Raw genomic sequence first — 23543 nt, forward strand, 5'->3', positions numbered from 1 at the left:
TTAAACAAATGAAAAAAAATATATCTATAATAGGTTCTGGTTTTTCGTCGCTTTCAGCGGCATGTTATTTGGCTCAAGATGGCTACGCCGTAACGGTTTATGAAAAAAACGATACCATTGGCGGTCGAGCCAGACAATTAAAAATTGAAGGCTTTACTTTTGACATGGGACCAAGTTGGTACTGGATGCCAGACGTTTTTGAACGTTTCTTTGCTGACTTTAATAAAAAGACATCCGATTATTATGAGTTAATTAAACTTAATCCTGCGTATCGTGTGTATTACGGGGTGGATAATTTTATTAATATTGCTGATAATCTACCCGAAATAGCTGCAGTTTTTGAAAATTTAGAGCAAGGTAGTGGCCGTAAACTTGTTTCGTTTATGGAAGAAGCCAAACGCAACTATGATATCGCTATAAAAGACTTAGTATATCGTCCTGGTGAATCTATATTTGAACTTATTACACCAAAAACAGCTGCAAGAGTTGGACAGTTTTTTAGTAATATAAGTAAAGATGTTCGAAGTGAATTTAAAAATCCTAAACTTATCCAGATTTTGGAGTTTCCCGTGTTATTTCTTGGAGCCAAACCAAGTGACACGCCTTCGTTTTACAGTTTTATGAATTATGCCGATTTTGGTTTAGGTACATGGCATCCTAAAACAGGCATGCATGATGTTGTGCAAGCAATGACAACTCTCGCGCAGTCACTTGGAGTTGTTTTTCAAACCAATGCCAATATCGAAAAGATTGTGGTCGATAATAATTCGGCGAAAGCCTTGGTTATTAACGGTAAGCGAATCGAATCTGATATTATTGTAAGTGGCGCTGATTACCATCATACCGAAACTTTATTAGATAAAGAATTTAGAATGTATTCTGAAAAATACTGGGATAGTCGCGTATTTGCTCCTTCTTCATTATTATTTTTTGTAGGTTTTGATAAAAAAATTGAATCACTATCGCATCATGCTTTGTTTTTTGATGTTGATTTTGATCAACACGCTGCAGATATTTATGACAGTCCGAAATGGCCAGACAATCCTTTATTTTATGCTAATTTTCCTTCTAAGACCGATGCAACTGCTGCACCAGAAGGAATGGAAAGTGCTTTTTTCCTGATTCCTTTAGCTCCTGGAATTAATGACACTGAAGCACTTAGATCAGAATACTTCGAAAAAATAATTACACGTTTCGAGCAAGTTACAGGCGAAGATATCCGAAAAAACATTATATTTAAAAAGTCGTTTTGCAAGAATGACTTTGTATCAGAGTACAACTCATACAAAGGAAATGCATACGGCATGGCCAATACCTTATTACAAACCGCTTTTTTACGTCCTAAATTAAAAAGTAAAAAAGTTAAGAATCTCTATTTTACAGGTCAATTAACAGTTCCTGGTCCAGGAGTTCCACCCGCACTAATTTCAGGAAAATTAGTGGCACAACTAATCCAAAAAAACTCAAAAAGATGAAACAGTTATTTGATGATACCTCCTTTAAATGCAGCAAGCTAGTTACGCAAAGTTACAGTACTTCCTTTTCGCTAGCAGTCTACATGCTTGCACCAAGCATTCGCGAAGCGATTTATAGTATTTACGGGTTTGTTCGTTTTGCAGACGAAATTGTAGACTCTTTTCATGATTTTGACAAACAGGCATTGTTGGATGATTTTGAAGCAGAATATTACAAAGCATTTGCAAACGGAATTAGTTTAAACCCTATTTTAAATTCTTTTCAACAAACTGTAAGAGAATTTAATATTGGTGACGAATTAATTCAGTCGTTCTTAAAAAGCATGAAAATGGATTTAATAAAATCCGATTACAATACCAAAGCAGAATACGACGATTACATTTATGGATCTGCTGATGTGGTGGGCTTAATGTGTTTAAAAGTATTCGTTGCTGGTCAACAAGAACGCTACGACAAGTTGAAACATGAAGCGATGCGACTTGGATCCGCTTTTCAAAAAGTGAACTTCTTAAGAGATTTAAAAGATGACAATCTGGTACTGAACCGCAATTATTTTCCTGGGGTCGACTTAAATTCGTTTGATGATAATGCAAAAGCAATGATTATTGCCGAAATTGAAGAAGACTTTAGAGTTGCGAAAGAAGGCATTAAAAAATTACCAATCGAAGCAAAATTCGGCGTTTATACAGCGTACGTTTACTATCGAAAACTGCTTAGAAAACTAGAAAACACGCCTTCTCATGAAATTGGCAACACACGAATTCGAGTTTCTAATTATACTAAAGCAGGACTTTTAGCACAGTCTTTTGTTAGTTACAAATTAAAATTAGTGTAGGCTTTAAAATATACAAATACTACACTATTTTTAAAAATGAGATCTGGTCATAGCACTTGAATTATAATTTTAATAAATATAAAATGATTTTCTTCCTAATATTTCTTGGCGTTTTTCTTTTCATGGAATGTGTGACCTGGCTTACACACAAATATATCATGCACGGTTTGGGATGGTATTTCCATGCTGATCATCATCAGCCCAAATACGAGAACACTTTTGAGCGCAATGATGTGTTTTTTGTCATTTTTGCCGTTCCAAGCATTGTCTTGTTCTACTTTGGTGTTCAAGGCGGTTTCAATTACATGTTCTTTATTGCATGTGGCATCACTTTATACGGAATTTGCTATTTTTTAATTCACGATGTTCTAATTCACCAGCGCTTTAAATGGTTTAAACATACCAATAACAAGTACCTCATCGGACTTAGAAAAGCACACAAAGTGCACCACAAACATTTAGGCAAACACCACGGAGAATGCTTCGGAATGCTGTTTGTTCCTTTTAAATATTATAAAATATAATTGTAATAGAATTATAATACAACAAAAAACCGCAGTTTAATGAAACTATATAAAAAAGAAAGCAAGCAATTAGTTGATGCCAGTCTCGAAGAGTGTTGGCATTTTTTTTCTGATCCGAGTAATTTACAAAAGATTACACCAGCAACAATGGGTTTTCAAGTAACCGATTTTGATCAGAAAAAAATGTATCAAGGACAAATAATTGCCTACAAAATTTCGCCACTATTGGGAATAAAAATGAGTTGGGTTACCGAAATTACAACGGTTCGAGACAAAGAGTTTTTTATAGACGAGCAGCGTTTTGGCCCTTATTCTTTTTGGCATCACAAACATTATTTTGAAGAAACTCCACAAGGAACTTTGATGACTGATGTGGTGCACTACGGCGTTCCGCTAGGGTTTATCGGTCGAATAATGAACAGCCTTGTTATTGAGAAACAACTAGAAACAATCTTTAAATACCGCCATCAAAAAGTAGAACAGCTTTTTAATAAAAAATAATGAATACTATTCCTGTTACATTTTTTTGGTTTCGTCGTGACTTACGCTTGGATGATAATATTGCTTTGTGGAACGCATTGAAATCTGATTTTCCGGTAATTCCACTATTTATTTTTGATGATGAAATTCTCGAGCAACTTCCAAAGGATGATGCTCGCGTAACTTTTATATATGAGAGTCTAGAGAAAATAAATTTGGAATTAACTGATTTTGAAAGTTCTCTTATAATCCGCAAAGGAAAAACACATCAGGTCTGGTTTGACTTACTAGAAGAGTACGATATTGAAGAAGTTTATTTTAATAAAGATTATGAACCGTATGCTTTGCAACGAGATGCAGAAATTTCAGCTTTGCTTTCATCAAATAAAGTAAAAGTTAGTGTTTTTAAAGACCACGTAATTTACGAAGAAAGCGAAATTACTAAAGCAGATGGTTTGCCTTATACCATTTATACCCCTTACAAAAATAAATGGGTACAAAAGTTTGAAACATTAAAACAGCAACCACTAGACGAATTAAAAAACAACAGTTCGAATTTCTACAAAAGCAATTTTAGTTTTCTAACGTTAGAATCTATTGGTTTTGTAAGAAGCTCGATTTCGGTAAGAGAGCACAATTTAAAGGGAGTTGCTACGTATGAAGAAACTAGAAATTTTCCTTCTTTAGATTCTACTACTTACTTGTCTCCACACTTACGTTTTGGCACTGTAAGCATTAGAAAACTTGCACACTGGGCTTCCCATAAAAATGCTACCTTTTTAAACGAATTAGTTTGGAGAGAGTTTTTTATGCAGATATTATTTCATTTTCCCAATTCAGTCAATCATAATTTTAAATCGGCTTATGATGGAATTCAATGGAGAAATAATCCTGAAGAATTTAAACTGTGGTGTGAGGGAAAAACGGGTTACCCAATGGTTGATGCAGGAATGCGTCAGTTAAACGAAACAGGATACATGCACAATAGGGTACGAATGGTTGTAGCAAGTTTTTTATGTAAACATTTACTAATTAGTTGGCAATGGGGCGAAGCCTACTTTGCGGAAAAACTATTAGATTTTGAACTCGCTTCGAATGTAGGAAACTGGCAATGGGCAGCTGGAACGGGTTGTGATTCTGCGCCGTATTTCCGCGTTTTTAATCCTGAAATTCAACTTAAAAAATTTGATGCTAAAGGAGAATATGTCCGCACTTGGATATCTGAATTCGATTTGGGTTATGGAAAACCTATGGTAGAACATGCCATGGCAAGAGATCGTGCTTTAACCGCTTATAAAACTGGACTTCAACAGAAATAAGTTTTAAAATTAGAAGTTGATTATTTTATTATTTTGTCTGTATAATTGTGAAAATAAATTGAATTAAAGTCACATATTTAATTTATAATTCTAAAATATTTACTTTTTATCGATTAAACTGTTGAGCATTCCTTTAAAAATGAATCCGTGAAAAGGAAGCACCGAGTACCAGTATAATTTTCCCCAAAAACCTTTGGGTCTAAATGTCGCTGATTGGTATAAATTATTGCGTATTATTTTAAATTCCAACCAAGCTTCGCCTGGTAATTTCATTTCTGCAAATAAAATCAATTTTCCTTCTTCTTTGTTGGCATATAAAACGCGCCAGAAATCGAGTGCATCTCCAGAGTGAATTTCGTTTCTATTAGTTCGGCCACGTCTCGATCCCACACCGCCGTAAAGTTTGTCAATAAAGCCTCTAAGTTGCCACAACCAATCGCCATAGTACCAGCCAGATTCCCCACCAATAGACCAGATTTTATTAATCGTATAGTCGTAATCAATTATTTCGCGCTTTCTTCTGTCTATAAAACAATCCTTTTTAGGCACTTTTATAAAACCAGAAAGACTAGTATTGAAACGGCCACTAATCAAGGAATCTTTCCAGCTAGAAGCGATCATATTGTCATCAATTTTGACCAACGCTTTCGCAATTGCTTCTTTGTACCCAATGGGATGAATAGCCAGTAATTTATTGATGTCATTGTTTCGACAAACTACCTCAACTTTCATACTACTTACCAACGCAGAGGCCAATTTGTATGACGTTGACGTAACGAAATACAGCCAATATGATGATAATTTGGGAGTCATTATTGGGACCGTAATAATGTATCTTTTTAATTTTTTTGCAGCTGCAAAACCAAGCAGCATCTCTTTGTATGTGAGGATATCAGGACCTCCAATATCAAAACTTTTATTAAAAGTTGCTTCGACGCCCATACTTTTATACAAAAACTCCAACACATCGGTAACAGCAATGGGTTGACATCTGGTATTTAACCATTTGGGCGTGATCATTACTGGTAACTTTTCTACCAAATCGCGAATAATCTCAAAAGACGCACTACCAGAACCTACTATAATTCCCGCACGTAGCGTAGTGACTGCAAAAGGAGATTTATTTAAAACCGCTTCTACTTGCTTGCGCGATGCCAGATGTTTCGAAAGCTTTTCTTCATTAACAATTCCACTTAAATAAAGTACTTGCTGTACTGTAGTGTCAGATAATCGTTTCACAAAATTTTCAGCAGATAATTTCTCTAACTCATCATAATTAGAATCTGAGCCCGCCATAGAGTGAATTAAATAATAGGCAAAATCAATGTCCTCTGGAATAACACTTAACGTTTCCTCTTTTAAAAAATCAACTTCAATAACTTCAACATTCGAAGCCAATTCTGGAGGACAAAAGAAACGATTTTTATCTCTCACACAGCAAACCACGTGATGACCATTCAATACCAAAATTGGTAACAAACGTTTTCCGATGTAACCCGTAGCGCCAGTTAAGAGAATTTTCATAGTGTTATATTTTAAAACTTACCATTCCGTAATCCATTTGAAAAACTTGACCTGAAATCGATTTTGCTGAATCAGAAATTAAATAATCAGCCAAACCAGCCACTTCTTCAGGTTGTAAATAGTTCTTCAGCGGATGTCTTTCCTTCATTAACAATTTCATTCTATCGTTTCTTAAAATAGACGAAGACAATTCAGTCTCCGTAATAGTTGGGGCAATAGCGTTTACTCGCACAGTTGAAGCCAACTCTGCACCTAATGTACGAACTAACCCTTCAACTCCTGCTTTAGCTGCAGCAATGCTAGCATGAAAAGGCATTCCGAGTTTGACCGCAACGGTGCTAAATAGTAATATATTTGCATTTGGAGATTTTTTAAGTGGTGGCAAAAAATGTTGAATCGCACGAACAGCTCCAATTACATTTATTTCGTAATCGTTTCTAAAGGTATCCAAAGTCAAATTCAGAATCGGCTTTAAAGTAATTGAACCTGGGCAATAAATAAGCGTATCCACTTCTTCAATAGTTGGTAATTCGTCTTCCAAAATATTAACCGAATAATGTTTCAAATTAAAATTTGAAATTTCAGGTTGAGAACGACTTAAATTATGAACATAATTATCCTGAACTTGTTTTTCTAGAATCGCCTTTCCGATTCCTTTGCTTCCTCCTACAATTACTATATTTTTCATCTACTACTTTTTATTGCACTCGTTTACTAATTTTATTTCCCGAAATTGCCCTTTGTCTAGAGCATTTAAAACGTCCCAAAGTAAAAACTCTTTTTTGTTCGTGCTTAGCAGCTCGACCTTGTACTCTTTTTCTCCAACGTTTAAAACTTGACTCCTTTAATTCGGTTCGCATTAAGCTTATCACTTCTTGCTCAGAGATCGAAAATTGAAACTTTATGGCTTCAAATGGCGTACGATCTTCCCACGCCATTTCAATAATTCGATCCGTTTCTATGGTTGTAAAAACTGGAATCATCTATTTTTTATATTGTGTGAAATTATTGACTTTGATTTTAGCTTTTAGATCAAACATTAAATTATACAATCCGAAGAATGTCCTGTTCATATAAATGAAATGCTTAGAACCCCGATTTCCATTCATTTTTTTCAAATTGGTATCTTTTGAAAAACGTTCTCCTAATTTACCAATATTTTCGAAGAAACCTTCGTTCGAAAAATCAAATTCTTCTTCCTGAAAAGGTTGTGTAAAAAGTGACAACAAATCGTAAAACATCTCAGTGAAATAAACTATTTCTTCAGCCGAGTCATCTTCACGTAAAATCTCCAATTCAAATAACTTTTTATTGAATAGTTCTTTATCATCAATGACTTGTTTATTAATCAGTTCAAAATAAGGAACATAAAAGTCATTCGGAATAGCTTTCATACACCCAAAATCCAAAGCGATTAATTGGTGCTTGTCATTTACTAAAAAATTTCCCGGATGTGGATCTGCATGTACTTTTCGTAAAATGTGAACTTGATACATGTAAAAATCCCAAAGCGCCTGACCCACTTGATCGCGCTGTTGTTGATTTGGATTGGTAACAACATACTCTGAAAGATGTTTACCCGTCATCCAATCCATGGTAATTATTTTATCCGAAGAATATTCAGGGTAATAATTAGGGAAAAGTAAATTAGGAATGTGCGTGCAAGCATCTACTACTTCTTGGCTCTGCTCCAATTCTAATAAGTAATTAGTCTCTTCAATTAATTTATCTTCTACTTCCTTAAAGTATTTATCAGAATCTTTTCCTTGCAAATTAAACATTCGAATTGCAATTGGTTTTACCATCGCTAGATCTGACGAAATACTATTAGCAACACCCGGATACTGAATTTTTACGGCTAATTTTTTACCATCTTTTTCTGCCAAATGTACTTGCCCAATGCTTGCTGCGTTCACAGAATTGGCATTAAACGTATCAAAAATTTCATAAGGTGTTTTCCCAAAATTATTTTTAAAGGTCTTTAAAACTAAGGGAGCTGACAACGGCGGAACAGAAAACTGCGAAAGTGAAAATTTTTCTACATACGCTTGTGGCAAGAAGTTCTTATCCATGCTTAACATCTGCGCTACTTTTAAAGCACTCCCTTTTAGGTTTTTTAAACCATCGTAAATGTCTTCGGCATTATTTTCGTTGAGTTTATCGCGTGAAAGTTCTGGATTAACGATTTTCTCTCCGTAATATTTGATGTAATTCACTCCAATTTTAGCACCCGTTTGCACCAATTTGCTTGCGCGTTCTATTTTGGAAGTTGGTATATAATCGATACTTTTCATTATTTATTATAGATTTTTTCTTTAAAAATAAATTTTCCTAAATCAAGCAAGTGATTTAATGGAGCTATGCGCATAAGTTCAAATGTGGTAGTCACAGATTTTTCGATTAAAATGTCTGTTTTCTCAAAAGCTGCAGACGAATCGTCCATCCAAAATTTTATCGTATACATTAATTGTAACCAGGCACTTTCTTGAATGGCTTTGTCTTGAAAATTTTGCAACTTTTCTTGAGAAATTCGGTACTCGTCGGTTAAAATTTCTTTAGTGTACTTCTTAAAACTTTCACGGAGCAAAGTCAACTGCGTTAAATTTTTAAGGGGATTTGGATTGCTTTTTAATGTTTGCATAACGTAACTTCTGTTTGCAGATAACAATTCGAAGAAAGTAAAGTAGAAGCTAAGCATTTTATCTTTCATTCCGTAAGTGTTATAATCTGCATGCGCGTGCAATAGATTAATGGTGTTTACAAAAAATAATTGAAAAACTTCTTTTTCTAATCCTTCTAATGTTCCGAAAAACGCGTAAAATTCGCTTTCTTCAAACTTGTTTTCCTTCGCAAAAAGATAAACAGATTTGGGTGCTTTTCCATGTTCTAAAACATAATTCATATATAAAGACACGATCGCGTCTTTGGTAATTTTTGCTTTTTGAGTTGCCATTATTTACTTTTTTTGAATTTGAGTATAAAGATACAGAATGTTTAAGTATATTTACATAACGTTAAACAAAAAGTAATGTTAAAAAACACAACAGTGAAAAATAAAAAAAACATATTACTAACAGGCGGTACTGGATTTATAGGCAATCACTTAACGAACTTGCTGTTAGATGAAGGATTCTCGGTTAGCATTCTGACGCGCAGTAAAAGAAAAAACACGAGAGAAGTAACCTACTACACTTGGGATGTACAGAAGAAAGAGATCGAAAACGAGGCAATTTTAAGAGCCGATTACATCATTCACTTAGCTGGAACCAGTATCGCTGGTGCACGTTGGACCGAAAAAAGAAAAAAAGAAATTGTAGCTAGTCGCGAAGACTCTTTGCAATTGCTGTATAATAGTCTGCAGAAAAACAATAAAATTTTAGACGGATTTATTTCTGCTTCTGCCGTTGGTATTTACGGCGCTTATACTTCAGAACAAATATGCCACGAAGAAAATCCTCCTGCTACTGATTTTTTAGGTCAAGTGTGTGAAAAATGGGAAGCAGCGGCTGATACAATTGCCGCAATGGGCGTTAGGACTGTAAAAATTAGAACTGGATTAGTTTTAGGTAAAGATGGTGGTTTTTTAAAACCACTAACTCCTGTTTTTAAATATGGTTTTGGTGCAGCTTTGGGTTCTGGTAAACAATATATGCCATGGATACATCTAGAAGATTTGTCCCGCATATATGTTCATGCGATCAAAACTAATACAATGAGCGGCCCTTACAATGCAGCAGTGGGAGATTCTAATACTAATACAAATTTCTCTAAAAAAATGTGCGCCGTCTACGGCTATAAAATGTGGTTGCCAAATGTGCCTGCTTTTATTTTGAAGTTAGCTTTGGGCGAAATGAGTGATTTATTGCTGAAAGGACAGCGCGTTTCATCTCAAAAAATCGAAAACACTGATTTTATCTTTCGTTATAAATCGATCGAAGAAGCGCTGAGAGATTCCTTATCGTAAATTTGCTGCCAAATTGGTAGTAACTGTTTTAGCAATTTTACCCGCAATTGTCGATGGAATTTCTATTTTAAAGTCTGTTGGATCAAGTATAAAATGAGACGTTAGTAAAATTCCATTAGCATTTTTTTGTATTATTGCTTTAACACTAATTATTTTCGATTTTCCATGCAACTGCATTTTTCCAGTGAGGGTATATTCTTTTGGAATTAAGTCAGCGTTTGCACTAACAAAATTTTCGATTTTCCCTTTAAAAACTGCTTTCGGATACCGATTGCTCTCCATGTAGTTTTCATTAAATTGTCTCTGCATTAGCGGCAATTCAAAATTAAAATTCCTGATGTAACTGACACATTCCAACATTTGCGTTTTAGGATCATAAGTGACCATAACTTTACTGTCGGTTGCTTTGATCGGTTCAAAAAAAGGTACAGAAGCTTCGAATATAATCTGACCGCTGGTGGCGATCATTTTATTTTGGGCGGTACTAACTTGGCTGATTACTACTAAAAGTAGATAAGTAATATTTTTCATAATCGTCTGCATTTAAATTTTCGTTCTAACCCTACTTAGGATTTCTAAATCCTCTCTCTTAAAGTTACGAAAATTTGGCCGCAATAGTTTTAATAAGTACTTAAAAATCAATTAAAACCGATTAATATTTTTAATTTCTATTGCAAATAGAAACCATTAGCCACTTCATCCTAATTTCTTATTCGCTTAAAATAGAATGTAATTAATTCAGTTCTAAAAGTACATTGTGTGCGTCTAAACTAGCCAATGCCTCGATCGAAGTATAATCTAATTCTTCTTGATGCTCATCAATTTCTTTCTTCACTTGTATAAGTTTTAGACTTTTAAAATAACGCCGCACTTCATGCAAATCAGATAAAATTAAACCAGGAACAACGACACTTTTACCTTCTTTGTCTTTGGCTACCATTGTAAAATAAGAGGAATTGCAATGTTTAATTGCTCCTGTTTGAATGTTTTCTGCCTCTACTCTAATACCAATAATCATTGAGCTTCGACCCACATAATTTACGGATGCTTTCATGGTCACCAGTTCGCCCACTTCGATTGGTTTTAAAAAATTTACGGTATCAACCGATGCAGTCACGCAATAGTTCCCGCTGTATTTAGATGCAGACGCAAATGCAATTTGATCCAACAGAGATAAAATATAACCCCCGTGAATTTTTCCACTAAAATTAGTATGCGACGGCAACATTAGTTCAGATATACTAATTTTTGAACAGGCTACATTTCTATAATTTGATGTCATTTTTTACTTTATTTTAAATGGAGAAACTTCTTCTTTTGCAGAAACGATAAAAAAACGTGTATCACCCCACCACGGAAATACTTGGTATTTCTCTACATAACTCAACACCACATAATGACCTTGCAAACCTTGCAATTTCTCTATCAGTTCGGTATCACCGCTCTGCACTGAAAATCGAAACACTTGAGCTCCAGAAATACCTTGACTCAGCTCGCCTTCCCAGGTTTTAAAAGCAGCGCCACTTTTACTTAGTTTGATCAATTCGCCCGAGCGCATACCATTGCTATACGGGACATAATTTATAAATGCCAAATAACCCACAATTGACACTATCACGACCACAACACTAATTATTATTACTTTTCTAAACATATGTTTTATATTAATTATTATTTATATTGGACTGCGAAACCAAATTTTCGGGCAATGACTTTTTTGCTTTTGCTCCCATTTTTTTTAATTTTTCAACACTACTTACTAAGTTTCCTCTGCCATCAACCAATTTCTTCATGGCATTATCGTACTCGCTTTCGGCATCTTTTATCTTAACGCCAACTTTTTGTAGATCGGTTACAAAACCTTCAAATTTATCGTACAACGCACCTGCTTGTCTCGCAATTTCAAATGCGTTTTCCTGTTGTTTTTGATTGGCCCACATGCTATCAATAGTTCTCAGTGTGGCTAATAGTGTGGTTGGTGTTACAATGACAATGTTTTTTTCGAAAGCTTTGGTATACAAACTGGTGTCTTCGTTTAATGCAATCGCAAATGCAGGTTCTATTGGTATAAAAAGCAACACAAAATCTGGGCTCTCAATTTGATAGAGATCGTGGTAGTTTTTTGCACTCAGTTGTTCGACATGCTTTTTTATCGAAAAAACATGTTGCTTTAAATAATTGTTTTTGAGACTTTCCTCTTCCTCATTAATCCATTTCTCGTAGGCTGTCAAAGATACTTTCGAGTCTACAATCATTTTTTTACCGTCCGGTAAATGAATTACAACATCTGGAAAAACACGATTACCTTCATCTGTGGTATAACTTTGCTGCACATCATATTCTCTTCCTTTTTCTAAACCCGATTTTTCGAGCACTCGTTCTAAAACTAGTTCGCCCCAATTGCCTTGCATTTTACTATCACCTTTTAAAGCCTTCGTCAAATTCAAGGTTTCCTTACTCATTTGCTCATTCATCGCGTTGAGTCCTCTTATCTGTTCTCGTAAAGCTGCATGATAATCGATGCTTTCTTTGTGTGTGTCTTCCACCTTTTTTTCAAAATTCAAAATTTTATCCTGTAAAGGCGACAAAATATTCTTTAAATTTTCTTGGTTCTGAGCAGTAAACTTCGTCGATTTTTCTTCTAAAATACGATTCGCTAGATTTTCAAATTCTTTCGTAAACTTTTCCTGTAACTGCTCTACTTCTGTCTTTTGATCTTTGTTGCGTTCCCACAAATTTTCAAAATCGACTTCTTTCTTTGATAATTGAATCGCAAAGCTATCTTTCTCTGTACGAATTGTTTCGATTTGATTTTGGAGCAATTCTACTTGTTTCTCGAAGCTACTTTTATCGGCAACTACCCGGTTTTTTTGCTCCTGCAACTGATTATTTACTGCATTATTTCTTTCGACTAAAACATCTCTTTCTGATCGATTCTTAACAGAAAAGACCATTTTTCCTGTAAAAAATCCAGTCGCAAAAGCAATTACAAACACCACAACTATCGGAAGAAAATCTTGCATATACTACTTTTTATATACAAGTAAAAATAAGCAATAATACCCATTACACTAATCAATACCACAGATTTTTCGACGCAGTATACTTAAAGTACAATTTGCACGCAACCCTTTTGATGTACGGTCGTCTATTAGGTATAAAAAAAATATATTTATAATTATGAGAAACATTATTTTAGGGCTTTTTGTAGCTATCGGTTTTAGTTCTTGCGATCTAAACGATCCACAAGACGATTACAAAAATTGCGGTAATTACGAAAACACCGCTTTCGCAAGCTATCCTGTAGAATGCAATTATACCATTAAAACAATGCCCACAACATCTGGCGTTATTGCTGTAAAAACCCAAGAAAAAATGGATTCGTTTTTTAAGAAAAATGAAACATCATGCGGCGACGCAACAATTCCGACAGCTATTGATTTTACAAAAAATTACTTAATCGGAATTTTTGCCGGAACTAAAGCAACCAATGGTTACGAAATAAAAGTAAGTTCTATTTTAGAAAATGAATGTGAAGTAGTTGTTCAATTTTATGAAAATGAGCCCACTGCAGGTTCTGAGAACGGACAAGCATTAAACAACCCGCATCATTTTGTATTGATTCCTAAAACAGATAAACCAATCTATTTTAACAAAGTTACACCCGCAAAAAACTATGTGGTTTTAGGCACGTACTTTGGTAATTGTGAAACAAACTGCCAGACATTTTACAGCGAGACAGATTTAAATATCAAAGCTTTTTTAAATGTTGAGTACGGCAAATATGACATGTCCAAATACAATTTTAAGTCTTTAACAAAAAAAGGTGAATTTACCGCTTTTGCTAAAACAGTTCCTGCAGAAATTATCGCTTTAAGCGGAAAAACAAAGACTTACGGGACACCAGATTCTGCAGATCGAGGCGGAATTTATTTTGAGTTTCATAATGAAGGTAAAATAACTACTGTTTATTTTGACACTAATACTACTGAAGACCAAAGTGCTGAAATTATTGCATTTAAAAAGACCGTTTTAGATCGTATTGCTAGCTACAAGATCAGTCCATTACAATAAAAAAATTACATTGCTTGCAGCTATTTTGACATATCTCGCTCATTTACTTAATGCCAGTATTTAAAATTAAGATGGTACTTTTACAAGCGATTATTTTATATTTTTTTCAACAAAAACTATTCTTTGGACGAAAATTTAAACTTACTTATTAATAAGTGCTTACTCAATGACAGAGGGGGACAATTGGAATTATACCAGTTGTTCTCTCCTGTTTTATATGGTATTTGCTTAAAGTATATGAAAAATGAAGATGACGCCAAAGATGTTTTTCAAGAAGCTTTTGTTATAGTTTTTCAGAAAATGCATCAGTATAAATTTGAAGGTAGTTTTGAAGGTTGGCTGAAAAGAATTTTCATTAACAAACTGATAGAAACTTTAAAAAAGAAACAAAAAGAAAATTTTTTTATAGATGCCTCTGATTTCGAAGATAAAATAGCTGAAGAAGTTCCAATAGAAGAAAATGGTATTCCGCAAGAAAAACTACTACAATACATTAGGGAACTTCCTGACCAATACCGAACGGTTTTTAATTTATACATTTTTGAAAAATTAAAGCACCGCGAAATTGCACAATTATTAGGCATAACCGAAGGCACTTCCAAATCAAACCTGAACCGAGCCAAAAGCATTTTACAAAAAAAGATTCTAGCCGTATCTAATATTAAAACAGCATGAAAAAACCCAATATAGAAGATATTTTTTCAGCATTAGAAAGTTATGCTACCCCTCCTCCACCAGAAGTATGGGAAGGTATCGCAGCACAACTTGATGAGCCTCAACGTAAAAAACGCACTTTTTTTTGGTGGTCTGTTGCAGCAAGTTTGGTACTCGGTCTTTCACTTGGTGGTTTACTTCTTTTCTCTGATGACAACTTAATGAAAAATGACAGTAAAATTGAAACTAGCAACAAAATAGTGATTGATGAATCGGATCAAATCAAAAATAAAGAACAAATACAAGATTCAGTTACAATCATTCAAAATGAAAAAGTTAACGCTATAGTTTCGAATAATTCCGATACAGCAGCAGACGTAAAAGAAAAACACAATCTAAATCAGTTGAAAGTATCGAATCAATATGGGCCGCAAAAACCAAAGGAATCAATAAAGTCTTCAGTGACTCAAAAAACACAACAGAACAGTTTGGATAAGCACGTACTACATCATAAGCAACTGAACAATCCATTGCAAAATTCAAGTGTTACTGTCTTTTCACAATCAAATGCTGTAGCTTTAGAGTCAGCAAACAATCAAACATTACAAAATCAAAACACTAATTCTTTCAGCAAAAAGCAAATTGATTCTGTGAATTCTGTGATAAAATTAAAAGTGGCGAACGAATTGCAACTGTTAGAAAATTTAATCGCTAAAACAGATGAAACAAAAGATAAGCTTGAAAGTATAATCCAAGACGAACGTGCAGACAAATGGTCGGTAGGAGTTTATGCTGGTGTGGCTAACTCAACAAATTATTCAAACAAAAAGGTGTTAGGTGCCGCTGTTGCCTCAAAACAAAGTGCTGCCTTCGGTCTCAAGACCAATTACAAACTCAACAAAAAGTGGGGCGTTAGTGCAGGCTTAAAAATAAGCGAACTCGGCCAATCATTAGCAAATGTTTCCTATTACAACAAACAAACGAACTTGGCAATGGGCATCATGACAAATGATTTTTTTAAAGTCAATCAAAATGTAGCCTATCTATCTTCTGATAACAACTACGTTTTCGGTACAGACAATTCAAACAATAAAAGTAGCGCAGCCGAAGAATTAGCTTCAACAAGTGCTACAGCAACAATTGATCAAAATTTACAGTATTTAGAAATGCCGTTGGAAATTTCGTACTCGCTTTTCACCACTAAAAAAGCAAATATTCGTTTCAATACAGGCGGTTTTTTGGGTAAATTAATTTCAAACGAAGTCACTTTAGACGGCACCTCAATTGGGGAAAACTTACAAGTAAATGATTTTGTATATGGATCAAAATTAAGCAGCACCATACAATATGAGGTTCTTAAAAAAACCAACTTGTTTGTTGAACCAGGAATGAATTACTACATTAATCCAATTAAAAATAATAGTTTCAATCAATTTCAATGGGGATTGAATTTTGGAATAAATGTAAATTTTTAAACTACTAATAAAGTTTTCTTAACAACTTAAAAGTTCCAAAAGCTTATCTTTGCCGTTCTTCTACAATAGAAAAATGAAAAATTTATTTTACTTCGTATTCCTACTCTTCGTTGGAACAATAAGTGCTCAGAAAACAGAGAAACCGTATGTTGTTTTAGTTTCTTTAGATGGTTTTCGTTGGGACTATTATAAATATTTTGACACATCAAATTTAGAAAAGATAGCTGCAGAAGGCGTAAAAGCCAAGTCGATGAAACCCTCTTATCCTACCAAAACATTTCCCAATCATTATTCAATTGCCACAGGATTGTACCCTGATCACCACGGTATTGTGAACAATAATTTTTATGATCCTTTTACCAAACTTCCCTTTGCATTGTCAACTTCGGCTAAAAACAATCCAGACTTTTATGGAGGAAATCCAATTTGGAATGTAGCGGAAGAACAAGGTATAAAAACAGCGTCTTTTTATTGGCCAGGTTCTGATACTGGAACTAAAAGTCCGAGTATTTATAAGAAATACGATGACAGAGTCCCTTATGAGACCCGCATTGATACAGTTATAAAATGGTTACAACTTCCTGAAGCTCAAAGACCACACTTAATTACTCTTTATTTTGACGAACCCGATCACACGGGGCATGTATACGGACCTTTATCTAAAGAAAATAAAGAAATGGTTGCCAAAATGAACGCTATTGTTGGCGAATTGACTCGAAAACTAGATGCGTTACCAATCGGAAAAGAAATTAATCTAATCATCGTTTCAGATCACGGAATGACGGACATTACAGACAATAAGAAGGTAATAATTTCAAATTATTTAAAGGAAAGTTGGGTCGAGTACGCGAAAGTTATCAATCCGATAATGAGTATTAAGGCTAAAGCAGATTGTAAAGATTCTATTGGAATGGCTTTAAAAAAAGTAAAACACATCCATTTTTGGAAACCAAGCGAAATTCCGAAACGCTTGCATTTTGGCACTAATCCCAGAACATTAGATTATGTTATAGAAGCTAGAAAAGGATACAGTTTGGCGGCCACAACAGGTCAAAAGATTAGCGGCGGTACACACGGTTATGACAATAAAAATAAAGACATGCATGCCATTTTTTACGCAAAAGGACCTAATTTTAAAGTGGGTAAAAAAGTTAAAACATTTCAGAATGTTTCTGTTTATACTTTAATAGCACATATTTTAGATTTAAAGATTGAAATTGTGGATGGAGACTTCAACGAAATAAAATCATTACTAAAAGATTAAGCACCATTATTGTACACTTGATCTAGCAATACCGGATTCCAAAAACTAAATTTGCCCTCAATTATTTTATATGTCTATACACCGTCACTTCGTCCTTTTTAAACCGTATGGCTATCTTAGCCAATTTGTTTATGAATTGAAAAGGACGAAGAAACTGTTGGGCGAACTGCATAATTTTCCAGAGGGAACAATGGCAATTGGACGTCTCGACGAGGATTCTGAAGGATTGCTTTTATTGACCACGGACGGAAAAGTAAGCGAGCAAATTCGGAGTAAAAAGGTCGAAAAAGAATATTATGTGCAAGTTGATGGTATCATCACGCAAGAAGCGATCGAAGAATTGAAAAAAGGAGTTGAAATTGGTTTTAACGGAACCAAATACACCACCAAACCTTGTCAATCTTTTTTGATTACCGAAAAACCAGACTTTGGAATTAGAGGTAAAAAAATTAGAGACGAACGCCACGGACCAACTTCGTGGGCATCGATCACGGTAACTGAAGGAAAGTTTCGACAAGTCAGAAAAATGACTGCAGCAGTTGGTTTTCCTACTTTGCGTTTGGTGCGCGTTCGTGTGGGAAATGTAAAACTTAATACTCTGAACGCGGGAGATGTTTTGGAAGTTACCGATTTTGAAACTTTCGGATAGTATTTAAAGTACTGAATCATTCACTTTACAAATTAAAAAAATGCTAAATATTGTTCTTATTGAACCCGAAATACCTAACAATACAGGAAATATTGGTCGATTGTGCGTAGGAACTGAAAGCCGTTTGCATTTGATTCATCCTTTCGGTTTTGTTATCAATGACAAAAACTTAAAGCGTTCTGGCTTGGATTATTGGGTGCATCTTGATGTTAGTGAATACGAAAGCGTAGCAGCGTGGACGCAACAAATTCCAGATCAAACCAGAGTATTTTTAATGAGTTCGCATGCAGAAACTTCGTATTTAGAAACAAACTTTAAAGATGGCGATTGGTTGGTTTTTGGAAAAGAAAGTGTCGGATTAAGTGATGCAGTTTTAGCTTTATTTGACAATCATCTTACGATTCCAATGTCTGATAAAATTCGAAGTTTTAATATTGCCAATTCGGTTGCTTTTGTAATTGGTGAGGCAAAACGACAAATTGGATTGAACGTTTAAATGTAATATGAAAACTATTGCCGTAGCCCAGATAGAAGCGGTATCCTTTTGCTGGCTTTTTTAGCCAGGAAAAGATACAAGTGGATAGCTGGATAAGCTTCTGAAAAAAATTAAGTAATTACAAACTTTCCTTTTTGCGCATCAAACGTAATGTGCTCGTCTTTGAATAGCGTTGCGAAATTTCCTTTTGAAATATGGTTGCAAGGTTCGTCTTGAACTACCAATTGGGGCGTCATTATAATCATTTCGTCACTCAATTGAATGGCTAAATCTACGTCATGAGTTGAAAATAAAATACTTTTTTGAGTTTCTTTGGTCAACTTTTTAAGGAGTTTAAAAAGTGATACTTTGTGCAACAAATCGAGATGTGTAGTGGGTTCATCTAAAACAATTAGCGGTGTATCTTGCGCTAGTGCTCTCGCTATTAATACTTTTTGCAATTGTCCATCACTTATTTCGTAATGTTTTTTATGAGACAAATGTGTAATTTGCGTCAACTCCATCGCTAGATTTACTTTCTCAATATCTTCGGGAGTTAAAGTTCCGATCCAATTGGTGTACGGTTGTCTTCCTAACGCGACCAATTCAAAAATAGACAAGTTGCTTGGCGGTAATTTTTCGGTCAAAACTACACTTAAGTTTTGTGCCAGTTCTATGTTTTTATATGCTAAAATGTTTTTACCACTTAGTAAAACACTGCCTGATAATGGCTTTTGAATTCCAGTAAGCGTTCGCAATAATGTAGATTTTCCGATTCCGTTTGCGCCGATTAAGGAAATCAGCTTACCAGATTGCAGGTTGAGGTTTAAATTTTCAGCAATGATCACAACTGATTTATTGGTTTTATATCCAATCGATAAATCTTTTGTTTGTAGAATATTTTTCATTTTGCGACGATTTTTTTTGTACAATTTTGAATAACGCTATAACAATGCTAAATGTCGTTTATTCCCTTATCTTCAATTGCAATTTTCCTCATCTAACCACATAGAAACATAGGATATTTTTTCTTCAAAAAAGGTTACATAGTAATTACTTGTAAATTATCACATAGCTTGAAATGGATATTACTTGGGTAGCAATTTAAATTATTCATTGACGAAGGTTTTTTGACCTTCTTTAAAAATATTAAAACAATTAAAATTTATTATAATTCCTTTTGGCGCTTTTAAAAGTTTCATATAGGTTAAAAGCTGTGCATGATGCAGTCCGCTTATTTCAGCAAATGTTTTTAGTTCGACTACTAAACAATTCTCAACAAATAAGTCGCATCTTAAATCTGCACTCAATTCCTTATTTTTATATATTATTGGAACTTTCATCTCTGTGAAGAAATTTAATTTTCTTTGTGTAAGTTCTTCCTTTAAACACTGATGATACACACTTTCAAGTAAACCTTTACCAATGATCTTATGCACCTCTATCGCGGCACCTATGACTTCATACGTTAGTTCATCTAAATACTTTTGAGTAATCATCTATCATTTATTTGAAATAAAAACTATGTTTCTATGCGTTTAAATTTACCTAAAACTTTTTTTCCGAACCATCAACCAGATGACCACCGGTGCCCCTATAATTGAGGTTACGGCGTTTACGGGTAAAGTAACGTCGAAACCAGGCATTTGAGAAAGCACGTCACAAAGCAACATAATCATTGCGCCAAAAAACAAGGTACTCCAAAATAAAATCGCGTGATTGCTGGTTTGAAATACTAGTTTGGCAATATGCGGAACAGCTAAACCAATAAAGGCAATTGGGCCAGCAAAAGCGGTTATGCTGCCTGCTAGAATACCGGTAGCAAAAATAATGATCAGACGAATTTTAGCAAAATTAAGACCTAAACTTTTGGCATAGTTCTCCCCTAACAAAAGTGCATTTAATGATTTTATACTCGAAAGACTTACCAACAAACCAATAGTGACACAAATAGATAAAATTATGATTGAAGTCCAAGAAAGATTTCCAAGGTTTCCCATCGACCAAAAAGTGAATTTTTGCAATTGTTCTGCAGAACTAAAATATGCTAAAACACCGACTATCGCACTCGTAAAACTACCAAACATTAATCCCACAATTAAGATGGCCATTGTATCTCGTAAACGCTGCGAAACAACTAATACTAATAACAAAACTAGTGTACTTCCGAGTGTGGACGCCAATACTATACCGTAAGAGGACAGCAACATTTCGCGCAAAAAAGCTGGCAACAATCCTGCTCCCAAAATCACAAAAGCAACACCTAAACTCGCACCTGAACTGAGTCCTAAAACATACGGACCTGCGAGTGGATTTCGGAAAAGTGTTTGCATTAACAAACCACTAATTGACAATCCCATTCCAACTAAAATTGCGGTAATGGCTTTGGGCAAACGGTAATTGATAATGATATATTCCCAAGTAGATTTGCTGGCTTCTCCGCCTGTCAAGCTCGTAAAAACTTCTTTGAACGGAATTGTTATTGAACCAAAACTAATGTTGATGATGAATAAAAAAACCAGTCCTATCGCGAGTACAACAAATAAAATGGTATTGCGTTTTTGATTGATCAACGTACTTAATTTAGTTTTTGAGCAAAAGTAAATTCATAACTCGGCAACAGTTCAGGATGAAATATTTTGATATAATCTTTCAAAACCAAATCGGGACGACTTGGACCTAATTCATAATAAATCGTTCCGCCTGTTGCGCCAAACTTATTTTCAAAAGTGTAGATGTTTTTACTGGTAAACGCAGCGAATTGACTGTAATGTGGGTTGCTTGCCGCTAATTCTGCTAAAGACTTAAAAGAGCCTGTAGAGATCCAAAAGTCAGCCTCTTTGGCTTTGTCCAAAACTTTTTCAAATGACAAAGCTAAACTTCCGGTTCCGTCAAGATCAGACCATAAATAATTCGATTTTGCATCACGCATAAATTGCGATACCCAACTTTTTCCGCGTGCAACATACCATTGATCTTGGTACATAGAGCCGTATAAAACAGTGGCATTCGCGTCACTCATTTCGACTAATTTTAAGGCTTGATTGTAACTGATAACAATTTTATCAAAAATATCTTTGGCTTGCTCTTCTTTTCCAAAAAGTGCTCCATATAATTTGATCCACTCGGCTTTCCCTAGTGGAGATTGCTCCATCCAATCGCCTTGAATAAGTACTTTTAAACCACTTTTTTGTAAATTGTCCAACATTGGATTGCTGTTATCTACTCCAAAAGTCACAATTAAACTAGGACTTAAATCGATTAGTTGTTCGATATTTAGTCTTTCGTTTTGTCCGACATTTTTCACACTTCCTTTATCAATTAAAACACGCGTTTTTTCAGAAGAAACATAATCGGTATGTGGAAAACCAACCAATTTGGTTTCTACTTCTAACATTTCTAAAAAAGGAATATTGGTAGTTGATGTCACTACAATAGACGCTAAAGGAACAGTAATATTTTGATACTTTCTTAAACTATCGGGAACACTTTCTGTTTTTTCTACTAGTATATATGTAAACTTTTTATTGGCATCAGGCCAAGGATTGCTTACTTTTACAACCGAATACCCGTCGTATTTTTGAATGGATAAACCCGCAGCATATTCAACACTATTTTGTACGATGATCGCTTTTTCGACTTTAACTTCCTCTTTCTTTTTACAGCTGACAACTGTTAAAAAAGAAACTATAAATAGCAATTTGTATGATACTCCTTTCATAATTTACAATTTGAATAGCGACAAAGGTAGAAGAATTTATAAATTTCTTGTTTATTATTGCTGGTAAAAAATTGAACAACCATTATCTTTACATTAACTAAACAATTATAAATTGTTAATTATTAATTATCAATTCTTAATTGTCCACTATAAATTGCGAATTATGAGAGAAAATATCGTGAATACTAAAAGTTTTGAGTTCGCAATTCGAATTGTAAAATTATATCAGTATTTATCTGTCGAAAAAAGAGAATATATACTTTCCAAACAGCTATTAAGATCGGGCACGAGCGTTGGCGCGATGATTCGAGAATCAGAACATGCCGAAAGCAAATTAGACTTTATTCATAAACTTGCGATTGCTCAAAAAGAAGCAAATGAAACTGTATATTGGTTACAACTACTTAAAGCTACTAACTATCTCAATGACAAGGAATACGAAAATATTATAATTGATGCTGTAGAAATCCTGAAATTGATTACCAGTATATTAAAGACAACGAAAGCACAAATTATAAATAAGTAAGTAACAAAAATTCATAATTAAACATTTATAATTAATAATTAATTCCATGATCTATTTAATTACTGGCGGAGAACGTTCAGGCAAAAGCAGTTATGCTCAAGATTTGGCTTTACAACTTTCGGCAACTCCGATTTATGTGGCTACTGCACGAAAATGGGATGCCGATTTTCAGACCCGAATCGACCGACACCAAACGGAACGTGACGAGCGCTGGACGAATATTGAGAAAGAAAAACAGTTGAGTGAAATAGATTTTTCGGATAAAGTGGCGCTGATTGATTGCGTAACGCTTTGGTTGACCAACTTTTTTGTGGATACTAAAAATGATGTGACCGAAAGTTTAACGCAAGCAAAAGCTGAATTTACCAAAATGGCGGCGCAAGAAAATGTAACTTTGATTATTGTAACCAACGAAATTGGAATGGGCGTTCATGCGGACACGCCTATTGGCCGAAAATTTACCGAGCTTCAAGGCTGGATGAATCAGTTTTTAGCAAAAAACGCAGATCAAGTGACGTTGATGGTTTCTGGAATTGCAGTAAAAATAAAAGGGTAGCAAAAGCAATTTCAATCACAGTTTTAC

27 protein-coding genes are annotated in these 23543 nt (G+C 34.5%); 14 read left to right on the plus strand and 13 right to left on the minus strand.

Annotated elements, in window-relative coordinates; genetic code table 11:
• The first annotated feature begins 8 nt into the window (after positions 1-8).
• The 5 genes from AP058_RS04920 to AP058_RS04940 all read left to right on the plus strand — a co-directional run bounded on the left by AP058_RS04920 (position 9) and on the right by AP058_RS04940 (position 4634).
• Positions 9-1475, plus strand: coding sequence for an NAD(P)/FAD-dependent oxidoreductase (locus AP058_RS04920; protein ID WP_066307421.1), 1467 nt, complete (start codon positions 9-11; stop codon positions 1473-1475).
• Positions 1472-2311, plus strand: coding sequence for a phytoene/squalene synthase family protein (locus AP058_RS04925; protein ID WP_066307423.1), 840 nt, complete (start codon positions 1472-1474; stop codon positions 2309-2311). Before AP058_RS04920 ends, AP058_RS04925 begins: the two co-directional genes overlap by 4 nt.
• An 83-nt stretch (positions 2312-2394) precedes the next feature.
• A complete protein-coding gene (locus tag AP058_RS04930) occupies positions 2395-2835 on the plus strand; it encodes a sterol desaturase family protein (protein WP_066307425.1) in 441 nt (146 codons plus the stop codon).
• A 39-nt stretch (positions 2836-2874) separates the two neighbouring features.
• The gene (locus AP058_RS04935; protein ID WP_066307426.1) at positions 2875-3336 is read left to right on the plus strand and encodes an SRPBCC family protein; all 462 of its coding nucleotides are present in this window, start codon (positions 2875-2877) and stop codon (positions 3334-3336) included.
• The gene (locus AP058_RS04940; RefSeq protein WP_066307427.1) at positions 3336-4634 is read left to right on the plus strand and encodes a deoxyribodipyrimidine photo-lyase; all 1299 of its coding nucleotides are present in this window, start codon (positions 3336-3338) and stop codon (positions 4632-4634) included. Before AP058_RS04935 ends, AP058_RS04940 begins: the two co-directional genes overlap by 1 nt.
• A gap of 99 nt (positions 4635-4733) precedes the next feature.
• Here the strand turns inward: AP058_RS04940 and AP058_RS04945 are convergent, their stop codons facing one another.
• From AP058_RS04945 to AP058_RS04965, 5 genes are read right to left on the minus strand one after another with little or no spacing between them, the layout of a single operon-like run.
• On the minus strand, positions 4734-6158 hold the full coding sequence (locus tag AP058_RS04945; RefSeq protein ID WP_066307429.1) for an SDR family oxidoreductase: 1425 nt from the start codon (positions 6156-6158) through the stop codon (positions 4734-4736).
• 4 nt (positions 6159-6162) lie between these two features.
• Positions 6163-6846 (minus strand): SDR family NAD(P)-dependent oxidoreductase, encoded by a 684-nt coding sequence (locus AP058_RS04950; RefSeq protein WP_066307431.1) that lies wholly within the window; start codon positions 6844-6846, stop codon positions 6163-6165.
• A gap of 10 nt (positions 6847-6856) precedes the next feature.
• Positions 6857-7141, minus strand: coding sequence for a TIGR03643 family protein (locus AP058_RS04955; protein ID WP_066307432.1), 285 nt, complete (start codon positions 7139-7141; stop codon positions 6857-6859).
• Positions 7142-8452 carry an AarF/ABC1/UbiB kinase family protein gene (locus tag AP058_RS04960; protein WP_066307435.1) on the minus strand — a complete coding sequence of 437 codons (1311 nt, stop codon included), beginning with the start codon at positions 8450-8452 and terminating at the stop codon, positions 7142-7144.
• The gene (locus AP058_RS04965; protein WP_066307437.1) at positions 8452-9111 is read right to left on the minus strand and encodes a TetR family transcriptional regulator C-terminal domain-containing protein; all 660 of its coding nucleotides are present in this window, start codon (positions 9109-9111) and stop codon (positions 8452-8454) included. Before AP058_RS04965 ends, AP058_RS04960 begins: the two co-directional genes overlap by 1 nt.
• A gap of 93 nt (positions 9112-9204) precedes the next feature.
• Between AP058_RS04965 and AP058_RS04970 the strand changes: the two genes are divergently transcribed.
• Positions 9205-10122, plus strand: a complete 918-nt coding sequence (locus AP058_RS04970; RefSeq protein ID WP_231739537.1) for a TIGR01777 family oxidoreductase — start codon at positions 9205-9207, stop codon at positions 10120-10122.
• On the opposite strand, the gene AP058_RS04975 is transcribed toward AP058_RS04970, so the two are convergent.
• The 4 genes from AP058_RS04975 to AP058_RS04990 all read right to left on the minus strand — a co-directional run bounded on the left by AP058_RS04975 (position 10114) and on the right by AP058_RS04990 (position 13145).
• Entirely contained in the window at positions 10114-10653 is a 540-nt protein-coding gene (locus AP058_RS04975; protein WP_066307439.1) for a YceI family protein, read from the minus strand. The two genes, AP058_RS04970 and AP058_RS04975, sit on opposite strands and share 9 nt — an antisense overlap.
• 202 nt (positions 10654-10855) lie before the next feature.
• Positions 10856-11404: an acyl-CoA thioesterase gene (locus AP058_RS04980; protein ID WP_066307441.1), complete on the minus strand. Its 549-nt coding sequence runs from the start codon at positions 11402-11404 to the stop codon at positions 10856-10858.
• Between the two features lie 3 nt (positions 11405-11407).
• The gene (locus AP058_RS04985) at positions 11408-11776 is read right to left on the minus strand and encodes a 6-phosphogluconate dehydrogenase (RefSeq protein WP_066307443.1); all 369 of its coding nucleotides are present in this window, start codon (positions 11774-11776) and stop codon (positions 11408-11410) included.
• A 10-nt stretch (positions 11777-11786) separates the two neighbouring features.
• Positions 11787-13145 carry a DNA recombination protein RmuC gene (locus AP058_RS04990; RefSeq protein WP_066307445.1) on the minus strand — a complete coding sequence of 453 codons (1359 nt, stop codon included), beginning with the start codon at positions 13143-13145 and terminating at the stop codon, positions 11787-11789.
• A gap of 157 nt (positions 13146-13302) precedes the next feature.
• Between AP058_RS04990 and AP058_RS04995 the strand changes: the two genes are divergently transcribed.
• The 6 genes from AP058_RS04995 (at position 13303) to AP058_RS05020 (ending at position 18734) form a co-directional block, all read left to right on the plus strand.
• Positions 13303-14196 carry a protease complex subunit PrcB family protein gene (locus AP058_RS04995; protein WP_066307446.1) on the plus strand — a complete coding sequence of 298 codons (894 nt, stop codon included), beginning with the start codon at positions 13303-13305 and terminating at the stop codon, positions 14194-14196.
• 123 nt (positions 14197-14319) lie between these two features.
• Complete coding sequence (locus AP058_RS05000) at positions 14320-14871, plus strand: RNA polymerase sigma factor (RefSeq protein WP_066307449.1); 552 nt, start codon at positions 14320-14322, stop codon at positions 14869-14871.
• A complete protein-coding gene (locus AP058_RS05005; protein WP_066307451.1) occupies positions 14868-16325 on the plus strand; it encodes an outer membrane beta-barrel protein in 1458 nt (485 codons plus the stop codon). The genes AP058_RS05000 and AP058_RS05005 overlap by 4 nt, the downstream gene beginning before the upstream one ends.
• A gap of 73 nt (positions 16326-16398) precedes the next feature.
• Positions 16399-17589: an ectonucleotide pyrophosphatase/phosphodiesterase gene (locus AP058_RS05010; RefSeq protein ID WP_066307454.1), complete on the plus strand. Its 1191-nt coding sequence runs from the start codon at positions 16399-16401 to the stop codon at positions 17587-17589.
• Positions 17590-17665: 76 nt separating this feature from the next.
• Complete coding sequence (locus AP058_RS05015) at positions 17666-18238, plus strand: pseudouridine synthase (RefSeq protein ID WP_066307705.1); 573 nt, start codon at positions 17666-17668, stop codon at positions 18236-18238.
• Positions 18239-18278: 40 nt separating this feature from the next.
• A complete protein-coding gene (locus AP058_RS05020) occupies positions 18279-18734 on the plus strand; it encodes a tRNA (cytidine(34)-2'-O)-methyltransferase (protein WP_066307458.1) in 456 nt (151 codons plus the stop codon).
• Between the two features lie 110 nt (positions 18735-18844).
• Here the strand turns inward: AP058_RS05020 and AP058_RS05025 are convergent, their stop codons facing one another.
• The 4 genes from AP058_RS05025 to AP058_RS05040 all read right to left on the minus strand — a co-directional run bounded on the left by AP058_RS05025 (position 18845) and on the right by AP058_RS05040 (position 22434).
• On the minus strand, positions 18845-19621 hold the full coding sequence (locus AP058_RS05025; protein WP_066307459.1) for an ABC transporter ATP-binding protein: 777 nt from the start codon (positions 19619-19621) through the stop codon (positions 18845-18847).
• 201 nt (positions 19622-19822) lie between these two features.
• Positions 19823-20212: a GxxExxY protein gene (locus tag AP058_RS05030; RefSeq protein WP_066307460.1), complete on the minus strand. Its 390-nt coding sequence runs from the start codon at positions 20210-20212 to the stop codon at positions 19823-19825.
• Positions 20213-20257: 45 nt separating this feature from the next.
• Positions 20258-21286: an iron ABC transporter permease gene (locus tag AP058_RS05035; RefSeq protein ID WP_066307462.1), complete on the minus strand. Its 1029-nt coding sequence runs from the start codon at positions 21284-21286 to the stop codon at positions 20258-20260.
• Positions 21287-21291: 5 nt separating this feature from the next.
• Positions 21292-22434: an ABC transporter substrate-binding protein gene (locus tag AP058_RS05040; RefSeq protein WP_066307463.1), complete on the minus strand. Its 1143-nt coding sequence runs from the start codon at positions 22432-22434 to the stop codon at positions 21292-21294.
• Positions 22435-22597: 163 nt separating this feature from the next.
• On the opposite strand from AP058_RS05040, the gene AP058_RS05045 reads away from it, so the two are divergent.
• On the plus strand, positions 22598-22960 hold the full coding sequence (locus tag AP058_RS05045; protein WP_066307464.1) for a four helix bundle protein: 363 nt from the start codon (positions 22598-22600) through the stop codon (positions 22958-22960).
• Between the two features lie 46 nt (positions 22961-23006).
• Positions 23007-23516, plus strand: coding sequence for a bifunctional adenosylcobinamide kinase/adenosylcobinamide-phosphate guanylyltransferase (gene cobU / locus AP058_RS05050; RefSeq protein WP_066307466.1), 510 nt, complete (start codon positions 23007-23009; stop codon positions 23514-23516).
• Positions 23517-23543: the final 27 nt, after the last annotated feature.

This window comes from Flavobacterium sp. TAB 87 (assembly GCF_001529295.1).
GTDB lineage: Bacteria > Bacteroidota > Bacteroidia > Flavobacteriales > Flavobacteriaceae > Flavobacterium.

What these genes read in the sequence shown, in the direction of transcription:
- AP058_RS05030 (WP_066307460.1), bottom strand. Translation starts at nt 20,212, where the DNA reads ATGATTACTCAAAAGTATTTAGATGAACTAACGTATGAAGTCATAGGT.
- AP058_RS04960 (WP_066307435.1), bottom strand. Translation starts at nt 8,452, where the DNA reads ATGAAAAGTATCGATTATATACCAACTTCCAAAATAGAACGCGCAAGC.
- cobU (WP_066307466.1), top strand. Translation starts at nt 23,007, where the DNA reads ATGATCTATTTAATTACTGGCGGAGAACGTTCAGGCAAAAGCAGTTAT.
- AP058_RS05010 (WP_066307454.1), top strand. Translation starts at nt 16,399, where the DNA reads ATGAAAAATTTATTTTACTTCGTATTCCTACTCTTCGTTGGAACAATA.
- AP058_RS04940 (WP_066307427.1), top strand. Translation starts at nt 3,336, where the DNA reads ATGAATACTATTCCTGTTACATTTTTTTGGTTTCGTCGTGACTTACGC.
- AP058_RS04935 (WP_066307426.1), top strand. Translation starts at nt 2,875, where the DNA reads ATGAAACTATATAAAAAAGAAAGCAAGCAATTAGTTGATGCCAGTCTC.
- AP058_RS04975 (WP_066307439.1), bottom strand. Translation starts at nt 10,653, where the DNA reads ATGAAAAATATTACTTATCTACTTTTAGTAGTAATCAGCCAAGTTAGT.
- AP058_RS05005 (WP_066307451.1), top strand. Translation starts at nt 14,868, where the DNA reads ATGAAAAAACCCAATATAGAAGATATTTTTTCAGCATTAGAAAGTTAT.
- AP058_RS04995 (WP_066307446.1), top strand. Translation starts at nt 13,303, where the DNA reads ATGAGAAACATTATTTTAGGGCTTTTTGTAGCTATCGGTTTTAGTTCT.
- AP058_RS04930 (WP_066307425.1), top strand. Translation starts at nt 2,395, where the DNA reads ATGATTTTCTTCCTAATATTTCTTGGCGTTTTTCTTTTCATGGAATGT.
- AP058_RS04945 (WP_066307429.1), bottom strand. Translation starts at nt 6,158, where the DNA reads ATGAAAATTCTCTTAACTGGCGCTACGGGTTACATCGGAAAACGTTTG.
- AP058_RS05025 (WP_066307459.1), bottom strand. Translation starts at nt 19,621, where the DNA reads ATGAAAAATATTCTACAAACAAAAGATTTATCGATTGGATATAAAACC.
- AP058_RS04985 (WP_066307443.1), bottom strand. Translation starts at nt 11,776, where the DNA reads ATGTTTAGAAAAGTAATAATAATTAGTGTTGTGGTCGTGATAGTGTCA.
- AP058_RS05020 (WP_066307458.1), top strand. Translation starts at nt 18,279, where the DNA reads ATGCTAAATATTGTTCTTATTGAACCCGAAATACCTAACAATACAGGA.
- AP058_RS05045 (WP_066307464.1), top strand. Translation starts at nt 22,598, where the DNA reads ATGAGAGAAAATATCGTGAATACTAAAAGTTTTGAGTTCGCAATTCGA.
- AP058_RS04990 (WP_066307445.1), bottom strand. Translation starts at nt 13,145, where the DNA reads ATGCAAGATTTTCTTCCGATAGTTGTGGTGTTTGTAATTGCTTTTGCG.
- AP058_RS04920 (WP_066307421.1), top strand. Translation starts at nt 9, where the DNA reads ATGAAAAAAAATATATCTATAATAGGTTCTGGTTTTTCGTCGCTTTCA.
- AP058_RS04925 (WP_066307423.1), top strand. Translation starts at nt 1,472, where the DNA reads ATGAAACAGTTATTTGATGATACCTCCTTTAAATGCAGCAAGCTAGTT.
- AP058_RS04950 (WP_066307431.1), bottom strand. Translation starts at nt 6,846, where the DNA reads ATGAAAAATATAGTAATTGTAGGAGGAAGCAAAGGAATCGGAAAGGCG.
- AP058_RS04955 (WP_066307432.1), bottom strand. Translation starts at nt 7,141, where the DNA reads ATGATTCCAGTTTTTACAACCATAGAAACGGATCGAATTATTGAAATG.
- AP058_RS04980 (WP_066307441.1), bottom strand. Translation starts at nt 11,404, where the DNA reads ATGACATCAAATTATAGAAATGTAGCCTGTTCAAAAATTAGTATATCT.
- AP058_RS05040 (WP_066307463.1), bottom strand. Translation starts at nt 22,434, where the DNA reads ATGAAAGGAGTATCATACAAATTGCTATTTATAGTTTCTTTTTTAACA.
- AP058_RS04965 (WP_066307437.1), bottom strand. Translation starts at nt 9,111, where the DNA reads ATGGCAACTCAAAAAGCAAAAATTACCAAAGACGCGATCGTGTCTTTA.